Here is a 22,669-nt window from a genome sequence, read left to right on the forward strand (position 1 = left end):
GACTAACTATGGCGTGCTCTGTTTTTGAGGGAGAGTGAATTGAAGGGAATACTGGCGGAGACTAAACGGACTAACTTGTGCCAATACATCGAGGCTTTTAGGGATTACTTTGTAAAACTGAATTGCGATCCGGTCGCTCGCAGTGAAATGAATGGTCCGCATAACCAGGGAAGTGCCAACACGTTGTTTAACACTATTCTGAACTTGTCATCTCACTCGCCCTGGCAATGCCTAGCTGTTATCGATAAGCAAACACAGTGTTTTATCGGTCATGTATTCCTGATAGAGGATGAAGATGGTCATGTTGCAGGGCTGAATTTAGAACTTGGTTTTATCTTTAATCCTGCTTATTGGGGAAAGGGAATCGCCTCTGAGGTGTTGGAGGAATTTCTACCATTGGCATTGAAAAACCTCGAACCTACGAACGTGATCGCGACTGTGAATGTTGGCCACTATGCCTCTCAGAAAATCTTAGAAAAATTGGGTTTTGTGTTTGTTAAAACAGAAGAAGATGATTATGGGCCTTATCGATACTACCGACTTAATTTGTGAGACAGAGGTGTAAGGAGTCAGCTTGCTATACTTAGGGCATCGAAATGTGAATTGACGTTTATGTCGTATAGGAGATGATGTGAAAATTTTCTATTCTGTTGTGCTGTTGCTTTCGATATTCGGATTTACGGGGTGTTCTAACAACCCTTATGGCGATTCATACGGTGTTGCCGATACGCGGACAGTTCAGCAGGTGCGCTATGGCACAATCATGAAGACCGAACCGGTGAGTATTGAAGGTGAAGGACAGGTTGTTGGTGCCCTTGCAGGTGCCGCTGTTGGTGGTATTCTTGGCTCAAAAATCGGTGGAGGATCTGGTTCTGATATCGCTGCAATCGGTGGTGGTGTACTTGGTGGTGTCGCCGGTAGTAAAGCGGCAGAAGGCGTCACAAGGCGAGATGGTGTGAATCTGACGATTAAAATGGACAGTGGAGAAACCATTGCTATCGTACAGGAAGTCAACCCAAGTATGATCTTTCGGGTTGGGCAAAGAGTTAGGGTAAATATAGACGGTAATACAGCAAGGGTCGTTCCTGAGTAGCTTGCAACATTTTTTTCCTAAATTGTTCGGTGTCTAAAAGCCATTGCTTGTTTAAGCCGTGGCTTTTTAGTGAGCTGCACCTTGAGATGAAGGTGGCCAACTTGTTTGTATTCAGTGTATGGTAATAGCCCCTAACTAGCAGAAATACCAAACATGACTTATTTATCCTGTGTTGAAGTAGAACCGAATGTTCAACCAACAGCTGCCGTGATTTGGCTGCATGGCTTAGGCTCTAATGGCCATGATTTTGAAGCTATTCTACCAGAGCTGAAATTGCCGCAGGATGCGCCGGTTCGATTTATTTTCCCGCACTCACCTTCACTTCCCGTTACGATCAATGGTGGCGTTGTGATGCCTGCCTGGTATGACATTCTAGAGATGGGAGCGGGTCGTCGGCTTAACACGGATCAGCTTCTTGATTCGGCTAAACAAGTCACAGATTTGATTGAACGAGAAATTGCACGTGGCATTACCAGTGAGCGAATTATTATTGCTGGTTTTTCACAGGGCGGCGCTGTGGCTTATCATGCCGCGCTCAGTTTCCCGAAAAAGCTAGCGGGGCTGCTTGCCCTTTCAACCTATTTCCCGACAGCAAATATTATCGATATCAGTGAAGCGAACCGTTCGATACCGTTAGAAGTGATGCATGGCAGTTACGATCCCGTGGTATTACCAACGATGGGGGAAGATGCTGTTAGTGATTTGGTTTCAGCGGGCTTGAATCCTAACTGGCGGACTTATCCGATGGAACATCAGGTTTGTATGCCGCAGATCCAGGATATATCGGTTTGGTTGAAACAAGTGCTAAAACTGTAAGCGTGCTTACAGTGGGGCCAGAAAATAGAAAGCCACGTTTGTGTACGTGGCTTTTTACAGGAAAGAGGTGGTGGCACTCGGTGATTATTTTCCAGCAATCTTTGCTGCCAGTAGCCCTTGCATGGTGTAGACATTGGTCTTGCCATTAAACTCCATGGCAAGGGGATCAGATTGGCCGGAGATCCACAGTTTAAGTTCGGCATCTAAATCAAAGTGACCCGTAGTTTCTACGGTGTACATAGTGATAGATTTGTAAGGTACGGAACGGTATTCCACTTTTTTGCCGGTAACGCCTTGCTTATCAATTAATATCAAGCGGCGATCTGTCAGAATAATCATGTCTCGAATGAGCTTGTAGGCTAGTTCTATTTGCTCGTCTGGTCCAAGTATTGTAGCGAGCTCTTCATTGGCTTCATCGGTGCTCATTTCACCGGCATTGCCTAATAATGCGTCGAACAGTCCCATCGTTATTCCTTATCTATTAAATGAACGTGAATTATAGGTGAAGCTATCGGCTGGCTTGCTTTCTCAAGTAAGCAGGAACCGAGGCTTTGGCGGTACGTGATAATTTTTGCATAACCGAGAAGTCTGGCATTGTGAGCTGATAATCCGATTTCAACTCTTCCAGCATCAATAGCCATAGCCTGGCGGTCATTTCGGAGTCAGCCAAGGCTCGGTGGAAGACACCGTCATTGTCGATATCTTTATATTCAACCAAGGTACCTAGTTTGTGATTAGGAGCGTGTTGGTATAGGCGACGGGCAATCAGCATTGAGCAGGCAAATTGTCCCTGGTAATCACGGCCGATATTTTCCAGTTCCGCATCGAGAAAACGCTGATCAAACGAAGCGTTGTGAGCGACAAGGTTATGCCCGGCAATAAAATCGGCAAATTGGTCCATAACTTCATCACAGCCCGGAGCCGTTTTCAGCATTTCATTGGTGATCCCGGTATATCCTGCGATAAAGCTACTCACTCGGAACCCCGGGTTCATTAGTTGCTGGAAGCGATCAACAACAATGCCGTTGTCAATTTTAACGGCACCGATCTCAATGGCGCGATCACCCATGTTCGGTGAAAGACCTGTTGTTTCGAAGTCGAGGACGATTACGGTATTGGCTGCCTGAGAGGTTGTCACGAAATTAAACCTGTTTAAAGGACGGTTAGGATGCCGTTATTGTAACTGTGTGCCAACAGTAAGCCAACTTATCCATTTTTGTCATATGGGTATATTCATCACTTATGAATAGCGTTGTTTTGATAACTACGATCCGGAAAGCATACAAACGCTTTGACACCCGCTACCATCTACGGTATTTAGCTGTGTTAATACATGTATTTGCATACAGAATATAACAATAACAAATGAGGTATATGATGAGGCCAGGTAAGTCTTGTCAGCAAATAGCGGCTTTAGGAAGTGTCTGCTTGCTGGTTGCGTGTGGTGGCGAAAATAATAGTGGTGATAAAATAGCGAAGCCAACTCAGGCAGCTATGCATAAAGTGATGTCCAAAGGCTCGGCTGGAGGAATGATCACCCCGCATAGACAGTCTGTGGTTAAAGGGCAAACTTATATATTTAACGTGCAGCCAGAAGACGGCTTTACGATTCAATCTGTCACCGGATGTAACGGTTCACTTGATGGCCAGTTATATACGACAGGGGCAATAACCAGTGATTGTGAAGTTAGCGTCTCTTTTATTACCCATGCGCAAGCGGCGGTGAAAAATGAGGACAGCACGCTGGCCTCGGCCCGTGAGTTGATTCAGTATAGCCAAGACGTCATTGGAGAGGCTGAGTCTCAGCGCAGTGCCTTGATTGATACTTTATATCAGGGAGTAGGCTCGACGATATCGTGGCACCCAAGTCATGACAGTATTACGTTTTCGTCCTTTATGCCTGAAAACACCTTTCTGGTATTGCGTTCGACACAGGATGATGACGGTTCACCTTCCTCAGAAGGCTTAGTCTATGCAGGCCAGCAAGGTCAACATCGCTATGCGGCAATGAGCGCCAATATGTTCTCGGTGGATACTTCAGCTCAAACAGATCAATTGCTGGAAAACTTGCTCAATTGGCTAAGCAACAATAATGAGCCGGATAACCAATTGTCGATTGTTACCTCGCATGTATCGAGCAACGCTGACAGCTGGTATTTCCCTCATAATGAGAACATCAGAAAGTGGTTAAACAGCCATTACCCAAACCAACATACCATCAACGCAGCAAATACTTGTGACTATGAAGCGTTATCGAGCTGTATCGATGAGCAACAACCGGATCTCATTGTATTAAGTGACATTGACCGTGATAGCCGAGGCTATGATGGGGTAAGTGCAGCCATCGAGAAAGCAAAGTCATTGCAGATCCCTTTGCTAGTTATGAATTATTGGCGAGAAGCCAGCCCGATTGCAGCGCCTGTGTATCGTTATATGGGGTTACAGGGTAATGGGAACTACTGGAATGAACATCATACAGACAACCTGGCTGTCGATGATTTGAAAGTCGCGGATCCAGCCCTGCAACAAGTCGGGCAGCTGCTCGCTCGCCTTGATGCGGGCCAGTTTGATATTACTTCGTTGGAACAGTGTAATAAGAACTTCATCTATTGCTCAGATGCTGCTTTTCAGTCGGCATATAAAAATGCAGCGGATTGGTATCGTAACGCGGCGATAGCGCTGGATAGTTATAATATCAAAGCATTCGAGACTGAATATTATCCGTTGATACGATCTGGCTTGTTACTGGCAGATAAATACCGTTTAGAAATTGATTATCCGATAGAGCAAAATGACGCCTCGGCCTGGCAGCAAGCCATGTTTGCGGATTGGGTTGTCAGCTACGCCCGTGAAAACAATCAGGCACAAGCTGATTTAGGAGAGTATGTTGTTGATAAATCGAATGTGGTGAAGGGGAGCAATGCCCACTATGCCTATCCAGAGACGGTAACAGAGAGCCAACGTATTCGCGTTCCCTATTCTGGCCAATGGACAACAACAGGCTGGTATGCGTTGCCTGGTGAAACTGTTACGGTAACTCGAACAGATAGCAGTGATGCTACGCTTGTGATAAAGCTCAACTATCATCGAAGCAATACCAATAGAGCCTATCAGACAAAGGTATATCGAGGCCCGCTTGAGCTAGCCCAGCAGCGTATCGAGGTGGCTGCGGGGGAAACGGTTACTTTCTCGACGCCATATGGCGGACCTATTTATGCGTACCTCAAGGGCAGCTCGACGCCGGTTGAGACTACACTGACTGTGGCTGGTGTTGCCAAACATCCTGCGATCATGGATTTTAGTGATCCCAATGAGGTCAGCCGATTTAACCATACAATTGAAAATACACAATTGCCCCATGTCGATTTACGTACCGATGGCGCTGAGCAGCACTTGCGCCGGGATCGTTTTCTCAATGCCATCGGTAGTGAAATACCCACTGTCAATGCTTTGCTTAAGTCGATTGAAGACGATCATATCAACAGTGTCTATACCTTGGCGGGCTATAAGGTTCAGGGCAAAACACTGGAAGAGTCTCTGCCTGATGATGTGAAAGCGGTTTGTAGCAATCTGTTTGGTAAAGCAGATTGTTTCAACGAAGCATTGCATACTCGAACCATTATTCAGCATGCAAACTACGATCAAAATGCTCAATGTGGCAGTGGTTGTAGCGGCAACCCGTGGGATGCCGCCTGGAATATTTCTCCAACAGGTTGGGGGGATAACCACGAGCTAGGGCATAACCTGCAAACGAATAGGCTGAATGTTCAGTATGTCGAAGCGGCCAATATCGATGACTGGGGCAAGTACAGCTCACGGGCGGGGGAGAATTCGAATAATCTCTTCCCGTATTATGTGAAATGGAAATCCCACTATCTGCGAGATGGCAATACCACCTCAATTACTGATGGGCATATGAACCAGAAAGACTTGTTCTATGTCTTCATGTCAGATGCCGCGCAAGTGAAAGATACTTCGGGTGATCGGGTTGTTGTAGGTAGCAATTGCAAAGTGCTGGATGAGGGGACGGATCGCTTTGTTGCACCTTGGAAGAGCAATGCCTACGCGGTTCACAATGGCTATCGCATGGCATTTTATATTCAGATGGCACTGCGAGCCGATCAACAAACGATGGCCAGCGGGGATAAGCTTGAGAATGGATTCAACCTCTTCACTTTACTGTATTTGCATAGCCGTACTTTTGGTCACTATGCGGCGAATGAAACCGATTGGCTGAACAATCGGGAGAGACTTGGGTTTAGTTTGTTCCCATACAGTGGCAATGCGACATATGGCGGCAGCAATATCCGCTCAATCCCTGGGAATGACTTCATGCTGGTATCGCTAAGTACAATCACCAACCAGGATTGGCGTCCATATTTCGATATGTTTGGGTTGCGCTATTCGAGTTTGGCGGCTAGCCAGGTGAGTGCCAATGCAAAAGGAGGGGCTGTTGCAACGGGTATGTATGTGTTGGAGACAGATTTACCACCTGCCACTATGAGCACGGGGCTGGATTTTCTTACGCTATCACTCAGTGACGGTACAACCTTGTGGCCGCGGGATAATTCATCCCCACAAGGTTGTTCGTTATAACACGCGTCTTTTCTACATAAAGCGGTTACCTAAAAGGTGCCGCTTTATTATTAATTAATCATGGGTAAACCCCCGGTTTACATAGACCGGTTCCCATTCAGGCTATCATGAGCCAGGTACTCGACGATTGCGGCACCTATGCCTTTACTTCCCTTGAGGTGAGGGGGGCATTATTTCTCATTGGCTCCCTATACAAGCTCATTCAGCATTTCAACGTTATACGAGGTGAGCGGCTGATTGGTACGCACCTTCTCTACGTAATCCGGGTTGGCGATCAGAGGACGGCCGATGGCGATCAGATCGGCGTCTCCGCGATGCAGTGCTTCACGGGCGCTTTCGGTACTATAACCGCCGCATGCGATCACCGTGCCTTTATAGAGACTGCGGATATATTGAGTCACTGTGCCACCAACATATTCGAAAGGTATGTCATTATGCGATCCGGTATGGATATAGGTCAGATCGTACTGGTTTAATTGTTGCAGTACGTAGTCTGATATTGCCTTATCATCTTCGTTGAGCTCCAGATGCTGGTGTCCCACCGGGGACAGGCGCACGGCGACATGGTCGATTTCTTGCTTAACCGCATCGATGACTTCGAACAAGAAGCGAGCCATTTTTTCTGGGCTTCCGCCCCATGCGTCAGTGCGTCGATTGGTTTCCAAGTGCAGGAACTGATCCAGTAGGTAGCCGTTGGCACCGTGAAGCTCCACCCCGTCAAAACCTGCCTTGCGAGCGTTTGCTGCCGCCTGGGCGAATTCCTGAATTACCTCGAAAATTTCAGTTTCGGTGATTTCACGCGGCATACCGTATTGCAGGCCATTGCCGCGGGGTACACGGCCATCCAGGGCAACCGCCGAAGGGGCCATAGGTTTTTCTCCCTCGAGATAGAAGGGATGAGAAACCCGGCCGCAGTGCCAGATCTGGGCAAAAATTTTACCGCCGTTCTGGTGAACTTTGTCGGTGACTTTCTTCCAGCCCTCTACCTGGGCCTGATTATACAGCCCCGGGGTATTGGGGTAGCCCTGTGCCATCGGTGAAATGATTGTCGCCTCGGCAATGATCAAGCCGATGTCGGCACGGCGGCTGTAATACTCTGCCATCGCATCGGTCGGTACCAATTCTTCGCTGGCCATCGAGCGGGTCATCGGAGCCATGACTATGCGGTTGCTGAGGTTAAGATCACCACTAAGGCCGATAGTGTTAAACAGAATGTCTTTGTTCATACCGTCTTCTCTTATATTTAGGTGGCCTGAGTTTTCAACTGTTACCTGTAAACTCAGGATAAATTCCATTAGCAGCAATTTGTTTAATCATAGGTTCCACGGATCGGATAGTTGTTTTCCGGGTTGCGGATAAATGTCAGCCCTGAGAGCAGGACGTTCAGTTCAGGACGGACAAAAGGCCCGTTGGATATATCGATAACCTGCACCTCGCCTTTGTCGTTAATGACGAACAGGCCGGGCTCGGCGAATGGGTGATCGGTTTCCTTGGCTGAGCGCGGGTGGGAGATATAAAGTCCCAACTGTTGCATCTGCTCGATGGTCATGCCATAGGCGATCGGGAAGCTGACTGACAGATCGGCCATATGGGCACTTGCCTGCGCTTTGTTGTCGGCTGAAACGGCGGCAATATCGACACCGATTTGTAGGTACTTGTCCTTGAGTGCTTCAAGTTCATTCAGGTAACGGGTACACAGCGGGCAGTGCTTGCCCCGATAGATCACCACTAACCGCCAGTCTGCGCCATTTTGTGGTGTGCCAAGATTGATTGTGTTGCCATCTAAGGTCGGCAGTTCGATTGCCGGGAAAAGATCGCCAGCCTTGAATTTATTGGTAGCCATTGTCGAGTCCTCTGTTGCTATCTCAGTCTGAGCGATAGCGAACTGTTTCAGTCGTTAATGTGGGCAGTAATCAAAATCATCAGGATTCAAATGGTGTTTTCACGTTATTGGCTACTGCCCAAACTAGCAGTGGTTAATGGGCGATTACGCTTGTTTAGTTTTTGATGTAATCGTAGCTGGCATCGGTTTTATCGCGCTGACCGAAGTATTTTTGTTCAAAGTCTGGAGACCAGACAGACGACGCATCCTGGTTTTGGTTCCAGTCGAAGGCTGTCAGGCGGTGGACCATTTTCCAGACACCGTTACGGCGTTCGAACTTGTAAAAATGACGACCACCTAAAATGCCTTCCTTGTCCACACCCTCTTCCTCATGCACATGGTAGGCCCAGACATAGCTCTCGGCAGTAGCCTCGTCGCCATCTACATTGATCAGGATGTTGCTGATACGGTGCTGGGTGACTTTTAGTGCCTTGAACCCTTCCATAGCCGGGCCGACAAACTTGTGGGCATTGTCGTTATAGAAGAACAGGTCCGGATAGATAGGATCTTGGTGCTCTTCAATGGCATCTTCCCAGTAGGTCGATTTCATCAACTCACCGTCCATGCGATCCAATGAGCGCGCGTGACGATAGATGACTTCGGTGATGTCTTGCTTATCAAGCAGTACTTGCAATTTTTGTTGCATATCCATGGTTATCTCCTGTGGCTGACGGCCCGGTAACGGGGCGGGCAACCAATATTTAATTCAAGTCGGTGGTGATTAAATCGAGGCTTATTTGTTTTCCCATTCGCCAATAGGCTCTAGCACACTGATTTTTCGCGGCGCTGCAGACCAGCCTGGCAGGCGTGCTTCGTAATCGTCGCGGTAGCGCTTGCCACGCAATTGGTTTTCCATAAAGGCTTCCATGCTTGGCTCTGACCAGCGCTCATAGATCAGGAACTTATTCGGATCTTCGGTATCCTGATGCAGGTAGGTGGAGACAAATGTCTCTTCCTTAGCCATCTCTTCAACAAGTTGGGTCAGGCTTGTCAGAAACGCTTCGCGTGATTCTGGTTGGATGTTGAACTCGACGGTAAATACAAGATCTTTTGACATCATCTTTCTCCAGGTTGGTGCTGTATGTCAGTTCGCCGTATGGCTTGAGATGAATCATAGATGCTAATAAAAGGGGTTAAAACTGGGCTGAGATGACTACCAAGTATGCGTATTTGGAATAATTGAATGGGGGTAGGTAACTAGTTACAGTGTGGGTATTTTCCAGACGGGGCAGAAAGTCACCTTTGTATACACAATCGTTTTGAATTTGTTCAAGTACGTTAAACACAAAAAATAAAGAAGTATTCTGGTTATCGTTTTGTCGATTATTCCAAATATGACTTGTTGGTATGCCTTTTTGCGCAGTATGTGGAGAGAGTTCATGTTGCTATCATTGCGTCGTTCGAAAAACAAACCTATAACGGATAACCCAATGAAAGTACAAAGGAAAAAATCAAGCCTGCACCACTTGTGCGGATTGATGCTGCTCGGTGTCAGTGCTATTTCAACTCAATACGCCTTTGCCGGAGAAACCGCAAATGGCTCCGGATTTGAACGGAACTTTAGTGATGAAAAAGTGGATAGTCTAAAATGGCGGAGAAGTACTGAAAATCGAATTCAGGATTTGCTGGATAAAGAAGCGATCAGGGATGTTATAAACCACCTGATGCGTTCGTTAGATCGTATGGATCGTGGCCTGATGCGATCTGTCTACTGGCCTGAGGCGATTGAAGAACATCAAGACCCAGAGTTTCCAGTATTTTTCTCCGATGCGAAGAAGAATCCAGCACCTGCGACTTATAATGAATTCCCGTGTCAGGCTATGGGTGGCTTTGCTACCTTACGAGCGACACAGCATCGCGTCAGCAATGTTATTATCGATTTAATCGATGAAAATTCAGCCAATGCAGAAAGCTACGTCTGGGCCTTTCACCTAGTTGGCGAAGGGGAGAAAGCACGCGAAGTTACCTTATACGGCAGAATGCTATTTAATTTTGAAAAACGCGGGGATGAGTGGCGCGTTTTACGTCGACATACAATATTTGACTGGTTTACTAATGTACCCGCTTCCGGCAAGTTTGCTGATGGTTATATGGATAAATTCAAAGGAACCCGTGATACAAACCAAGATGGTAAGTCGGGCGAGTGGCACGATGGTAGCGATACTGGACGTAATGACCCAAGCTATGAATTTTTGAGCTTGCCTTCTGAACCGGATCCAATGCCAGGAAAAGGTAGCTGTAATTTTCCATTGACGAAATAGTGTTCACTATACGGTAACACTATTTAATAGCAGCCCGGAAAGGCTTGCCCAATGGGCTGCTAATCTGTACTAGTGTAATTACCGGGGGAGACTGACGGACTAAGTACAAAAGCTTCATACGGAGTAATAAAGAATCATAACAAACTCGCGGTCAACAACTCTTGTGACTGCCTTTGTGACAACCAAATTACCTTGGTGTTAACACGGTTCTGGACAAAACCTTGTTCCGAACTTCATATTACAGAGTGAACTCGGATAACCTCAGCTACTGCACCCCTAGCTAGAAGCTCAACCATTCTAATCAAAAGCAAAATGAAAGACCTAACCGTATTCGTTTCATTACCTCTATATTTGCGCGCATTGACGTTAGTTCATTTTTGATACTGCGTGCTGCTCTACCATGAACGCGACCACTTCATCATTTAAGCAAGATTTACTGACATATTGGCGCTGTTTACCCATATGAAGGATAAAACCTAAATCGCTTTGTTGAAGTTGGTCGATTTCACTCCAGGCGATGTTACGGGTGTTTTTACCGCTTTTATAACTCACACCGTTAGAGTCAACATGAAATACCACTTTGCTACCAGAGCTCATGCTGAGTGTTTGTCGCCATAACCACCAGGTTCTCTTAAAATAAACACTAAGCGCCTCAATAATACTCAAAACAATAAAGAACCAACCAACGTAACCGCTGGGTAGTAGCTCAAATTTTACTAAAAGCACCCCAAAAAGAAGAAAAAGTATTCCTTTTAAATAGGCTTTTGGAAATTCAGCAGGACGACTAGTTTGATCATAACACTCTGCAAAAAAGGCCTTGTCGAGGGTGTATTCTGTGGTGAAATCAAAATCTTTAGACATATGTGGCTACTTTGAGGTTTTCTGTGAATGAGTATCCCATGCTGCGACCTCGCAACTCGAGTATTGTATAGCTTCTCGGTGCTTTTCTTTAGCTGTTTTGATCCTCTTTTGTAAATCAATAATACCGACAGGGTCTACTCTCACCATAGCCAGTTTGCTATCCAAATTGGTATTAAATGATGCATCAGCCAGCTAACAACCTAGGCGCTCTGTAATGCTATATAAAGCTGATAGCTGATAGCTGATAGCTGGTTGAGGGTAGCTGGTGCGCAAACATTAAAGGCTAAAGGCTGGCTCCCTCAACAAGAAGCTGAGTATACGTACGCATCTTAATTTGAATTGATTAGCTACTTTGCTAATACGTGGATTCCTATACTGAACACGACAGAATCGCTTGGTGATCACATATCTATGTCACTTCAATTCAACTCATTTTTGGACAATTTCGATTTAGAGTCAGAACCCTAAAATCGTACTTCGGATAACCTCTGGTATCTCAAACCGCCAAGTGCTACGCCGCGCCTATCGACATTTTAATTCACACTGTAGCGCTCGCAAACGGGAATAATCGAGCGTGGGGATTTTCTGGCTGGTCATGTGTGTTTTTACTGGAATGAATCGCTCCGGTTTTCTTAGACACTCTCTGTTGTTGAGCACTTTGTAATCTCAGGCCCATGGGACTCATCGTTTACATCAGCGCTATGCTGGCTGTAAGTATGATTCCTCGTATCTCAGCCTTTAAGCAGTATTTTTGATAGGTGGTATAATCAAGCTAGATTTACATCACCTCGGGTAGTATTTGAGTTCTTTTGTCGCACATAAAGAGAGGGGGAAAATTGATGGTTGCAAGCAATATCTTTATTTGCAATCACCAATATGACAATATCTTTTCTAATAGATACAAATAGGTAGGTATACAATGGCAGAGCTATTTGCTAAAGCATGGAAGGTTTCGACAATGGCGACTGGCAGAACGAGGTAAACGTTCGTGACTTTATCCAGAAGAACTACACCCCATATGAAGGCGACGAGTCTTTCCTGGAATCTGAGGCTACTCCAGCAACAGCCAAGTTGTGGCGCAGGTTATGGAAGGCATCAAGCAGGAAAACAGCACTCACGCCCCTGTTGATTTCGATACGTCTGTTATCTCTACCATTACCTCTCACGATGCTAGTTACATTAACAAAGATTTGGAGACTATCGTTGGCCTTCAAACTGACGCTCCTCTGAAACGTGCGATTATCCCCAACGGTGGTATCCGCATGGTTGAAAGTTCTTGCAAGGCCTACGATCGTGAACTGGATCCTCAAGTTACGAAAATCTACTCCGAGTACCGTAAAACTCATAACCAGGGTGTTTTCGATATCTACACCCCAGATATCATGAAATGCCGTAAATCTGGTGTCCTGACAGGCCTGCCAGATGCATACGGCCGTGGCCGTATCATCGGTGATTACCGCCGTGTTGCCCTGTACGGTATCGACTTCCTGATGAAGGATAAGTTTGCCCAGTTCACTTCTCTGCAAGAGAAGTTCGAGAATGGCGAAGACCTTCAAATGACTATGCAGCTTCGCGAAGAAATCGCTGAGCAGCACCGTGCTCTTGCTCAGATCAGAGAGATGGCGGCTAAATACGGCTTCGATATCTCTGGTCCTGCAACGACTGCACAAGAAGCAATCCAGTGGACTTACTTCGGTTACCTGGCTGCTGTTAAGTCTCAAAACGGTGCCGCTATGTCTCTGGGCCGTACATCTACGTTCCTGGATATCTACATCAAGCGTGATATCGCAGCCGGTAAGATCACAGAAGCACAAGCTCAGGAAATGATCGACCACTTCGTAATGAAGCTGCGTATGGTGCGTTTCCTGCGCACGCCTGAGTATGATGAGCTATTCTCTGGCGACCCCATTTGGGCAACAGAATCTATAGGTGGTATGGGTCTTGACGGCCGTACCCTGGTTACTCGTAGTAACTTCCGTTTCCTAAACAGTCTGTACACTATGGGACCTTCTCCAGAGCCAAACATCACTGTGCTTTGGTCTGAGCAGCTACCTAAAGGCTTCAAGATGTTCTGTGTGAAGGTATCTATTGATACATCTTCTCTCCAGTACGAAAACGACGATTTGATGCGTCTGGATTTCGACTCTGACGACTACGCGATCGCTTGCTGCGTATCGCCAATGGTTGTTGGTAAACACATGCAGTTCTTCGGTGCGCGTGCGAACCTCGCAAAAACTATGCTTTACGCAATCAATGGTGGTGTTGATGAGAAGCTAAAACTGCAGATTGGTCCTAAGTCTGAACCAATGATGGACGAAGTACTGGACTATGACAAAGTTATGGCTAGCCTAGACAGCCTTATGGGCTGGCTGGCTAAGCAGTATGTCACTGCACTGAACAGCATCCACTACATGCACGACAAGTACAGCTACGAAGTGTCTCTGATGGCTCTGCATGACCGTGATGTTCGTCGTACAATGGCATGTGGTATCGCAGGTCTGTCTGTTGCCGCTGACTCACTATCAGCAATCAAGTACGCAACGGTTAAACCTGTGCGTGACAAAGACGGTATCGCAATCGACTTCGAAACCGAAGGGGAATTTCCAAAGTTCGGTAACAACGACCCACGTGTTGATGACATCGCATGTGAACTGGTTAAGTCCTTCATGAGCAAGATCCGTAAGCAGAAAACTTACCGCAATGCGATCCCAACGCAGTCTATCCTGACTATCACGTCTAACGTGGTATACGGTAAGAAGACAGGAACCACGCCAGACGGTCGCCAGGCAGGCGCCCCATTCGCGCCAGGTGCTAACCCAATGCACGGTCGTGACGAGAAAGGTGCGATAGCCTCTCTAGCTTCTGTTAGTAAACTGCCGTTTGCTGATGCGAAAGATGGCGTCTCTTACACCTTCTCTATCGTGCCAAATGCATTGGGTAAAGATGTTGACACTCAGAAAGTTAACCTTGCCAGCCTGATGGATGGTTACTTCCACCACAAGGCTGATATTGAAGGCGGTCAGCATCTGAACGTTAACGTTCTTAACCGTGAAACGCTGGAAGACGCTGTTAAGCACCCAGAGAACTACCCACAGCTGACTATCCGCGTATCGGGCTATGCTGTGCGTTTCAACTCTCTGACTCCAGAGCAACAGCGTGACGTTATTTCTCGTACTTTCACTGAGTTTCTATAAGAGTCTGTTAAGGATTGGCGGCAATGATATGAAAGACTTCGTTTGGGTGACAATACCATTCACTTAAATTGAGTGGCATTGCGATTCACCAAATAGTATATCGTTGATATTCATCGCCCTAGGCTTTGATAGCCTGGGGCGTTTTCCTGTGAACATGCCCCAAATACACCCGCTAAGCTCATGCATCCGACTTGACGAACTCTCAGTGTCTTATTCCCGCCGGGATTGCAAATCCTATGTGTAACCCCCACCAAGTGCTACAGGCGCAGCCTTGTTACTTACATAGAGCAAACTCCAGTCTCAAAAACCAGTGAATCTAAGACGCCCATCCCACTATGAACACCACCTTCGGTGGTGATAGAAGACTTGCTCCGAATTAAATACCCAGCATAGCCTTCTTCTTCAACTGCTGGTTTCCCTTCTATATGTACAGTAAACATTCCTATTTCCTTGATCAGATCATCCACTATAGAAAGCTCTCCTTTTCTCACTAATAAGGCAGGGTTCACTCTTGGAGCAGGATGCAAACGGCGCATTAGCGACCATGCCTCATATTCTTCAGCCCTTATCTTCTGTAATGCCGGCAAAATATCTTCACCGAACACGCAATGCCCCCCTCCTTCGCCTTGGTTTTTTAGTACCCAGTCTGAAGATGAACGCTCACTCAGCCAGCCCGCAGAATCTTTGTTTACAGGCAACATTTCACCCAACAAGTTTTTAACAGATTGAGCCTCATCCAGTTTCAAACCAAACTGTAAAAGAGATGCTGCGCTCATGGAGGAAAGCAACATCTGTACTCGTTTACTCGTTGCAAGCTGTTGACTGACAGTCGCATTTACTGCCACACGATGCTTTTCTATCAAAACTCGGGCCTGCATTAGGGCTTCACAACATAAGCCACTGGTAATGTCGCTGGCTGCATAGTCATCATATTCATAGCCTGCACGTAAATACACACAGTCAATTGTGCCGATACCGTCTAATATCATTCGGTCACCCCGGCCGGTCGATAATTTACCGTATAACTCGCGAAACGTCCGTCTCACCGTTTTGATACCTTTTTTCTGCAATGCGAGCTCAAGCAGATGTTGATCAAAAACATTGTCCTCATTTGCTTGAACAAGCATTAAAAATACTGCTTGGCCTTCGTCACCAAATTCTTGTTTAATTTGAAACGTCGCATCTGCAATACTCTGCGACAGTCGCTCTATCGCAGGGTTGCTGATAAGCTCCCCCTCTTCTGTAGCGCTCGACCAAGTGGCATAAGTATCAGGCCACTGTTCTCGTAAATAACGATGCAGTTCGTGAATTCGTTGCCCAAATGGCCCCATACCTGCCGCAATACCATTAAACTCAATAAGTTTGGGGCCATTTTTAGCATCATCCATAAAATCGGTACGCATAATAAGAAGAGGTAGCCGAGGGGCTTTGTGTGCACCTTTATGGATCTGATGGTGCATACTTAACAATGCATTAAAAAACGCATCTCCAGAAGCAACCGGACTAATAGCTTCACGTAGAAATTGATGGCTTTCAGATACATAATGAATCAATTTACCAAGAAGAGGCACGGTTGTTTTTAAGTGCTCAAAACGCTCTCTATCAATTGAAGCTGGAGTAAAACAAAAAGCCACGTGACTTGCCGAGTGTGATTTTGTCTTTAAAGCAAGACCTTGCATTAATGCCCATTCAATGGCGTCCTGAGTAGCTCGCTTAGTTGTTAATTCAATCATGATGAATCCTTTTAAAATTACAAAACCTATCCGCCAAACATGCAACTAATACAACGACCATTTTTAAACAGTGCATAGTTGTTAACTTCAAGTTGATGCCAACTTTCATTCGTTAATGGTTGGGATGCGATTAATGTCGTTACATCTATCTCTTGATAGATTTCCGCTAAATTGTGCGTTCCTTTACCTTCAGTAAATTGCACTTCTCCAAAAGGAGAGCTTCGGGTGGTCCAGGCCAATTTGCTGCCGCAAAAAGCCATCAAAAACTCTCCATCGGTCAGTAGCATGTTGAAAATACCCAGCTTATTGAGGAAAGTAGCTTTAGCTGCAATAAAGCGAAATACGTTAAGCATTGAATCGGGCTGGACTGAGAATTGCTGTTTTATCTGGTTTAGCAGCCAACAGAAAGCCAGTTCGCTGTCAGTTTGGCCTAACGGAATGAAATCTCCCGTCTCTAATGACTCATAGTTGCTAAGCTGGCCATTATGAGCAAAGGTCCAGCAGCGCCCCCATAATTCACGGGTAAACGGATGTGTGTTCTCCATACGTACTATGCCGCGATTCGCCTGACGAATATGAGCTATTATCAGTTGACTAGATATAGGATGCCTCTGAATAAAAGTAGATACATCCGAACAACAGCAAGGGCTGGTATCCTTAAAGGTGCGACATCCTTTTGTACCATCGTAGAAAGTGATCCCCCAACCATCCCGGTGAGGCCCCGTGTTCCCTCCTCGTTCTGCTAGCGAAGAAAAACTCCTGACTATTGTTGTAGTTGTGTTGGCACTTAGTCCGAGTAACTCACACATAGTACCCCCTTGATTTCATGTGATCACAAGCAACGAAATTAAATACTTCCACCTTTCTAGAATTATAGGTTGACACGAGAACTGGTTCAACCATTATTTCGACATAACCAGAAATGACGAATCATTAAGGCGTTAATATGAGTCCTGAAATCATCACCATGGCCAAAGAGGCCCTAGATATGTTCGCTTTCTTAGCGACTGAGTTAATCATTCTTTTCTTAGAGATCAGCTACATAGTGGGAGTACTGCAAGATTTTATAACCCCAGAAAAAATCCAGTCGATCCTCAGCTCGCGTAATGGCAAGGGGTATGTTATTTCCGCACTACTGGGTTCGATTACACCATTTTGTTCTTGTTCAACCATTCCATTCCTAAAAGGGTTGTTAAGGGCCAGGGCCGGTTTTGGACCTATGATGGTGTTTTTATTCTCAAGCCCACTGCTTAACCCGGTGATCATTGGTCTGTTTGTCGTGACCTTCGGTATTAAAGTCGCTGTGTTCTACTTCCTTGTTGCCATGGTAGTAGCCGTAACTGCTGGTTATGCATTGGAGAAACTCAGGTTTGAAAAGTACGTTAAGCCAGAGGCGTACGAAGCAGCTGAAAGCTCAAGTTGTGGTACGTCATGTGGCACAGAAAAAGTTGAAGTAGCAACCTCTTGCTGTGACACCACACCTGAGCCAGTAGGTGCATCGTATTGTACAGCAACACCGAATATAGCAACGGCTTCAACCTCTTGTTGTGACAGCACTCCGCCTGCAACAGCTTGTTGCGATAGTGCTCCTGCAATCAATAAGGAAGACAATCGTTGGATGCGTATTTGGCGCTCTACTTGGAAAGACTTCAAGCAGGTATTCCCTTACTTGATGCTTGGGATCTCAATCGGGGCGTTTATCTATGGCTTTATTCCAACCGAGCTGATTGCTAAGTATGCTGGCGAGGGGACTTGGTATGCTATTCCAATCGCCGCTGTTATTGGAATTCCACTATACATCCGAGCGGCAGCCGTTATTCCTCTAAGTGCGGCTTTGGTAACCAAGGGGATGGCTCTGGGCTCAGTTATGGCACTGATTATCGGCAGCGCCGGAGCAAGCTTGACCGAAGTCATCTTGTTGAAATCCATATTTAAAAATCAAATGATTGCGGCATTTCTAACCGTGATCCTGGGCATGGCAATTGCTGCCGGTTACCTTTACTCCTTTATTTTTGGGTAATTTTCCCCCAGTAACACTAAGGCCGCCAAATGGCGGCCTTCTTTATTTTGTTCAGCAAAATAGCTGCTGTACCAGAAGCCCTTCAAGCAGTTGCGCCGCAATGGTATGTTGGCATTCGAGCAATTGGCACTCAGGTTATGCCAGCTCTGGTCACAAATGGGTTTAAATTTGTCTTAATTTGATCATTTTCATTACCTAATTACAGCTTCTAATATTGCTATATTCTAGCCAGTTCTTAATTCGAACCTGTGCGAACATCAATTGAGTCCCTTTCAACAACAAATCATTGGTGTGGTCAAAAGATTTCCAGTAATATCGAAATGTAATTCTCAAAGAGGTAAAGCTATGGACATTGATATTGTTGCTAAAGCATTTAAAGAGTTAGGGCACCCGACTCGATTAACGATTTATAAAAGCGTCGTTCGCGCAGGCTATCACGGTATCTCTGTGGGTGGGTTACAAGAAAAGTTGGGGATTCCTGGTTCAACACTCTCTCACCACATTTCAAGCTTGGTTTCAGCCGGGCTAATTTCGCAACGCCGCGAAGGTCGTACACTTTTCTGTGTTGCTGAGTTTGAAAGACTGCAATCAGTGATTGGTTTCTTACAAGATGAGTGCTGCATTGATGAAGTACGTTGAATCTAACATTCTTTTATACACAGTCCGATTTTTTCATAATTTCGCAATCTGATAGTGACATTCAATGCTTAATCTTCAAGATGTGTCATTCATATCACTATCTAAAACAATATAAGCAAGTATTATAAAAAAGTATGGTAGTTAAAGCCGTGAGAAATCCAAAGAGTGGATTACTTTTTGTAGGGTTAATCGAGCTGTAACGTGAACGCCCCACGATCCCACGGGCGCAGCCTCAGTGAGAGAAGTTCCAGGGAAGAAGTAATTCGATATCTGGCTCTGGCTTAGCCAGCTCTTTCATGCACTGAACCAGGTAGTCGTACAAGATCGGTCCATTGGCCTTTGCTGTTTCGATGATGCTATACAGCATAGTACTAGCATCCGCACCTTTTGGAGTGTCGGCGAACAGCCAATTTTTGCGAGGTCAGCCATTTATACAGCTCATCCAGTATTGGTTTCGCGAGTTTCTGGCGTTCTGCCATTCTTTCCTCAGCAGATTTTCCTTTCAGACGTGTTTCCAGCGCAGTATTTGTACTATGCAGGACTAGTGGAATATGATTTAATCAGAGCCAGACTGCATGAAAGCGCTTTCATGGCTGTGAGTAAAGAAAAGTCCCAGTTGGTAAGGTGGTTTGCTGTTTTTTAAATTTTTTGGCTTACGTGGCTTTTCTTCCTAATTCGTAGGAGCTGAAGAGGGGCTTTCCCCAGCGATGTTTGAACTGGAGGTTACGGAGTCGGTATTAATGACAGCTCCTGCTAAAGCAATGAACATACTTAAAGGCCTAGCGCAGAGCGGATTTTGCATATCTATCGACAATTTGGGACGGGCTTTTCGTCTCTGTCTTATATTAAGGAACTTAGTGCCAAGATTCTGAAAATTGACAAGTCTTTCATGGACAATGTGGTAACAAATACCCACGACCAAGTAACTGTCAAATCAGTCGTACACTTAGCGCAAAACTTTAGATTATCTGTTGTGGCAGAAAGTGTCGAAACCGAAGAGCAGAAACGTCATCTTGTTGAGGTTGGTTGTAATGCGACCCAAAGATTCTACTATTCAGAACCAGTATCAGCCGATGAGCTTATCAAAGTGGCTCTATTGGAAATAGGTGAAGGTGCGTAAGTGATGAGTAAAAACTGTGAAACCAGTTTAAAAGATTTCAATCGCTGGCTACCTGTCAGTCAGTTCCTATTATTGAAGGCTCTGATTTAAACCGTTTTCGGGATTGTCTGAAGCAACTTAATACCTTGTGTACGATTGATGTCAAAAGCAATACTAAGTCAGACGCCATTTCTAATGATGCGCTATATCTGAATCGCGAAGAGGTTATTAACTCATTTGAAATTCAAGGAAACCTTATCGTACCGATTAAGGTTTACATCCCTTCTGGTAAGTGGATAACGGCTGTTGACGAATGTGAGCGTTCTGGATGGCACCTAACTCATCATTCTCAATTTTGTAATACACATATGATTGGCGTATGTGCTTTAAGCATTCATACCTAAGCGCGCAGTATCGCTGCAATGTACAACACACCTTTATTTTAATATTGATACATTTATTTTGCAGGAATAAGCATAAAAAATTTAACTATTATTTACCATGGAGCCTTAGTATATGAAACAGTTGGGATTTAAACAGGTGTTGCTGGTATCGGTGTTACTGCTGGTCGGCGTTTCTGTTTCCGTTTCCACGTGTATCTCTTATCTTAGTGGAGAGAAACTCCTCACTCAACGCATCACTGAAGCCAGTCAGGCGTATGTAAAAGCCAAGGCAGAGACGATTGAAGCAAAACTTGGCGAAAAGGTTGAAGGCCTGGCCAAAATTGGTGAGTTGTACAAGGATAAAGAGTTTCCCGGTAATACACCGGAAGAGTATGTAGATTTCACCCATATCCTCGCGAGAGCATTTAATACCGGTAGTGCATTTATCGGGTTTGAATCAAATGGTGACGCGTATTGGAACCAGACTTCTTCTGAGTGGCCTAATCATAAGTTAGATGACGATGTACGAGAGAAGGGCTATTACAATACCGGGCGGCAGGCATACAAGCCAATCCCGACAGAGCCTTATCTGGGAGAAGATGGGGAAACTTATTGGATCAGTGTTATGCAGCGCACCAAGAGTGGAGTAGTCGCGACAGATATGAATCTGGCGTTTCTTGCCACCCTGGTACAGGATGATGATATCCCTTCAGGTGCCGTTGCTGTCATCATAAACCAGGATACCACTTTTCTTGCATCTAACTCACCGGCTATCAAGGCCAGCGAGAAAGGTAGTGACTTTGCCTGGTTCCGGCCAACCATCGAAGAGGCAGTGAGCAAAGAAAGCGCAGCCATTGAGTACGAGTTAAACGGCAAAGACAAGATCTTTTTCTCACACCGTATTAAGTTTGCTGATAAGCAGTGGTACTACGCTATAGGTCTGGATAAAGAAGTGGCTTTTGCTGAACTTGCTGATGCCCGTATGACAGCAACCTTCATCGCAGTAACGGCTACGTTGGTGAGTATTGTTATTGCATTTTTCATCATTCAGGCGCTCTATCAGCCGATCTTGTCGCTCAAGCAGATGGTGACCGGCCTATCGCGTGGTGATGGCGACCTGACGCAGCGTCTTGAGGTTAAAAGTGAAGATGACCTGGGGCAGATCGCCCTTGCTATCAATAAGTTTATCGAAAGTCTGCAGCACATGATGCTGGAGATTCAACAGGCCTCCGGTTCGTTGCAGCTCAACGTTGACCGACTGCGTGATCAGTCGGCGCGTAATAGCTCCATCTTACAGAATCACGTCTCGGAAACAGAGCAGATCGTTACCGCGATAGAAGAGATGAATGCAACCGCTGATTCGATGTCCACCGATGCAGCTAATACTGCCAATCTGACGCAGCAAGCAAATCAAACTAGTGATGAGTCCCGTCAGATAGTGACACAGTCACAGAATACGGTATCAGCACTTATTGCAGAGGTGGATGAGTCTGCTGAAAATGTGCAGAAGATGACTGATGAGACCCAGGGTATCAATACTATTCTAAGCGTGATTGGTGATATCGCGGAGCAGACTAATCTGCTGGCTTTGAATGCAGCGATTGAGGCGGCGCGTGCGGGTGAGCAGGGCAGAGGCTTTGCGGTGGTAGCGGATGAAGTGCGTAATCTGGCGAGCCGTACCAAAGACAGCACCGAAGAGATTGAAACCGCGTTGAATAATTTGGTAAAAGGTACCCAGGTGGTAGTGGACTCGATGGAAAACACCAAATCACGCTGTCAGGAAGCTGCGGACGGTTCTGGTGAGGTGGGCGTAAGTCTTGAGAGCATGACCAGCTATGTGGATGAGATCAATGACCTTAGTTCTCAAATAGCTACAGCAGCTGAAGAGCAGAGCAGTGTTACTCAGGAGCTGAGCCGTAATATGTCTTCCATCAACGAGATAGTCGGAGAGCTCGACACCAATGGTCGCCAGGCTCTGGATGATGCAAAGAACATTGCCTCTATCAACGAGCAACTGAACAGCATAGTAAATCGCTTTAAGCTGTAGGTTACGAAGTTGAAACTGATAAATAGCAGCCACCAATAGGTGGCT

At 45.9% G+C, this 22,669-nt stretch carries 19 protein-coding genes and 2 pseudogenes; 11 read left to right on the plus strand and 10 right to left on the minus strand.

Annotation, left to right across the window (positions count from 1 at the left end; all coding sequences use genetic code 11):
- The first annotated feature begins 39 nt into the window (after positions 1-39).
- From AC51G0_RS28435 to AC51G0_RS28445, 3 genes are all read left to right on the plus strand, one after another.
- Entirely contained in the window at positions 40-552 is a 513-nt protein-coding gene (locus AC51G0_RS28435) for a GNAT family N-acetyltransferase (RefSeq protein ID WP_496302899.1), read from the plus strand.
- Positions 553-631: 79 nt separating this feature from the next.
- Positions 632-1,093, plus strand: coding sequence for an outer membrane lipoprotein (locus tag AC51G0_RS28440; RefSeq protein WP_496302900.1), 462 nt, complete (start codon positions 632-634; stop codon positions 1,091-1,093).
- Between the two features lie 153 nt (positions 1,094-1,246).
- Complete coding sequence (locus AC51G0_RS28445) at positions 1,247-1,909, plus strand: alpha/beta hydrolase (RefSeq protein ID WP_496302901.1); 663 nt, start codon at positions 1,247-1,249, stop codon at positions 1,907-1,909.
- Positions 1,910-1,993: 84 nt separating this feature from the next.
- On the opposite strand, the gene AC51G0_RS28450 is transcribed toward AC51G0_RS28445, so the two are convergent.
- Together AC51G0_RS28450 and AC51G0_RS28455 are read right to left on the minus strand one after the other, a co-directional pair.
- Entirely contained in the window at positions 1,994-2,374 is a 381-nt protein-coding gene (locus tag AC51G0_RS28450; RefSeq protein WP_496302902.1) for a PH domain-containing protein, read from the minus strand.
- A gap of 43 nt (positions 2,375-2,417) precedes the next feature.
- Complete coding sequence (locus AC51G0_RS28455) at positions 2,418-3,047, minus strand: 3'-5' exonuclease (RefSeq protein WP_496302903.1); 630 nt, start codon at positions 3,045-3,047, stop codon at positions 2,418-2,420.
- Between the two features lie 236 nt (positions 3,048-3,283).
- Here AC51G0_RS28455 and AC51G0_RS28460 point away from each other — a divergent pair, with 236 nt between their 5' ends.
- Complete coding sequence (locus AC51G0_RS28460) at positions 3,284-6,505, plus strand: ImpA family metalloprotease (protein WP_496302904.1); 3,222 nt, start codon at positions 3,284-3,286, stop codon at positions 6,503-6,505.
- A 188-nt stretch (positions 6,506-6,693) separates the two neighbouring features.
- On the opposite strand, the gene AC51G0_RS28465 is transcribed toward AC51G0_RS28460, so the two are convergent.
- From AC51G0_RS28465 to AC51G0_RS28480, 4 genes are all read right to left on the minus strand, one after another.
- Positions 6,694-7,731 carry an alkene reductase gene (locus AC51G0_RS28465; RefSeq protein ID WP_496302905.1) on the minus strand — a complete coding sequence of 346 codons (1,038 nt, stop codon included), beginning with the start codon at positions 7,729-7,731 and terminating at the stop codon, positions 6,694-6,696.
- 83 nt (positions 7,732-7,814) lie between these two features.
- On the minus strand, positions 7,815-8,348 hold the full coding sequence (locus AC51G0_RS28470) for a peroxiredoxin-like family protein (RefSeq protein WP_496302906.1): 534 nt from the start codon (positions 8,346-8,348) through the stop codon (positions 7,815-7,817).
- Positions 8,349-8,502: 154 nt separating this feature from the next.
- Positions 8,503-9,039, minus strand: a complete 537-nt coding sequence (locus AC51G0_RS28475; protein WP_496302907.1) for a nuclear transport factor 2 family protein — start codon at positions 9,037-9,039, stop codon at positions 8,503-8,505.
- Positions 9,040-9,120: 81 nt separating this feature from the next.
- Positions 9,121-9,447: a putative quinol monooxygenase gene (locus AC51G0_RS28480; RefSeq protein ID WP_496302908.1), complete on the minus strand. Its 327-nt coding sequence runs from the start codon at positions 9,445-9,447 to the stop codon at positions 9,121-9,123.
- Positions 9,448-9,817: 370 nt separating this feature from the next.
- Between AC51G0_RS28480 and AC51G0_RS28485 the strand changes: the two genes are divergently transcribed.
- Entirely contained in the window at positions 9,818-10,648 is an 831-nt protein-coding gene (locus AC51G0_RS28485; RefSeq protein ID WP_496302909.1) for a nuclear transport factor 2 family protein, read from the plus strand.
- A 366-nt stretch (positions 10,649-11,014) separates the two neighbouring features.
- Here AC51G0_RS28485 and AC51G0_RS28490 read toward each other — a convergent pair whose 3' ends face one another.
- Positions 11,015-11,509: a YcxB family protein gene (locus AC51G0_RS28490; RefSeq protein ID WP_496302910.1), complete on the minus strand. Its 495-nt coding sequence runs from the start codon at positions 11,507-11,509 to the stop codon at positions 11,015-11,017.
- A gap of 919 nt (positions 11,510-12,428) precedes the next feature.
- On the opposite strand from AC51G0_RS28490, the pseudogene pflB reads away from it, so the two are divergent.
- Positions 12,429-14,703, plus strand: a pseudogene (gene pflB / locus AC51G0_RS28495) (formate C-acetyltransferase).
- 278 nt (positions 14,704-14,981) lie between these two features.
- Here pflB and AC51G0_RS28500 read toward each other — a convergent pair.
- Both AC51G0_RS28500 and AC51G0_RS28505 read right to left on the minus strand, forming a co-directional pair.
- Positions 14,982-16,436: a glutathione synthase gene (locus AC51G0_RS28500; RefSeq protein ID WP_496302911.1), complete on the minus strand. Its 1,455-nt coding sequence runs from the start codon at positions 16,434-16,436 to the stop codon at positions 14,982-14,984.
- Between the two features lie 26 nt (positions 16,437-16,462).
- Positions 16,463-17,245, minus strand: coding sequence for a class II glutamine amidotransferase (locus tag AC51G0_RS28505; RefSeq protein ID WP_496302912.1), 783 nt, complete (start codon positions 17,243-17,245; stop codon positions 16,463-16,465).
- Between the two features lie 137 nt (positions 17,246-17,382).
- Here AC51G0_RS28505 and AC51G0_RS28510 point away from each other — a divergent pair, with 137 nt between their 5' ends.
- The 3 genes from AC51G0_RS28510 to AC51G0_RS28520 all read left to right on the plus strand — a co-directional run bounded on the left by AC51G0_RS28510 (position 17,383) and on the right by AC51G0_RS28520 (position 19,095).
- A complete protein-coding gene (locus AC51G0_RS28510; protein WP_496302913.1) occupies positions 17,383-18,456 on the plus strand; it encodes a permease in 1,074 nt (357 codons plus the stop codon).
- 29 nt (positions 18,457-18,485) lie between these two features.
- Positions 18,486-18,638, plus strand: a complete 153-nt coding sequence (locus AC51G0_RS28515; protein WP_496302914.1) for a hypothetical protein — start codon at positions 18,486-18,488, stop codon at positions 18,636-18,638.
- A gap of 163 nt (positions 18,639-18,801) precedes the next feature.
- Positions 18,802-19,095, plus strand: coding sequence for an ArsR/SmtB family transcription factor (locus AC51G0_RS28520; protein WP_496302915.1), 294 nt, complete (start codon positions 18,802-18,804; stop codon positions 19,093-19,095).
- 232 nt (positions 19,096-19,327) lie between these two features.
- Here the strand turns inward: AC51G0_RS28520 and AC51G0_RS28525 are convergent.
- A pseudogene (locus AC51G0_RS28525) lies at positions 19,328-19,613 on the minus strand (transposase domain-containing protein); the annotation flags it as partial.
- A 278-nt stretch (positions 19,614-19,891) separates the two neighbouring features.
- Here AC51G0_RS28525 and AC51G0_RS28530 point away from each other — a divergent pair.
- Positions 19,892-20,215 (plus strand): EAL domain-containing protein, encoded by a 324-nt coding sequence (locus AC51G0_RS28530; RefSeq protein ID WP_496302916.1) that lies wholly within the window; start codon positions 19,892-19,894, stop codon positions 20,213-20,215.
- Between the two features lie 495 nt (positions 20,216-20,710).
- Positions 20,711-22,624 (plus strand): methyl-accepting chemotaxis protein, encoded by a 1,914-nt coding sequence (locus AC51G0_RS28535; protein ID WP_496302917.1) that lies wholly within the window; start codon positions 20,711-20,713, stop codon positions 22,622-22,624.
- Positions 22,625-22,669 lie beyond the last annotated feature (45 nt).

It is taken from the genome of Photobacterium sp. HL06 (assembly GCF_059552575.1).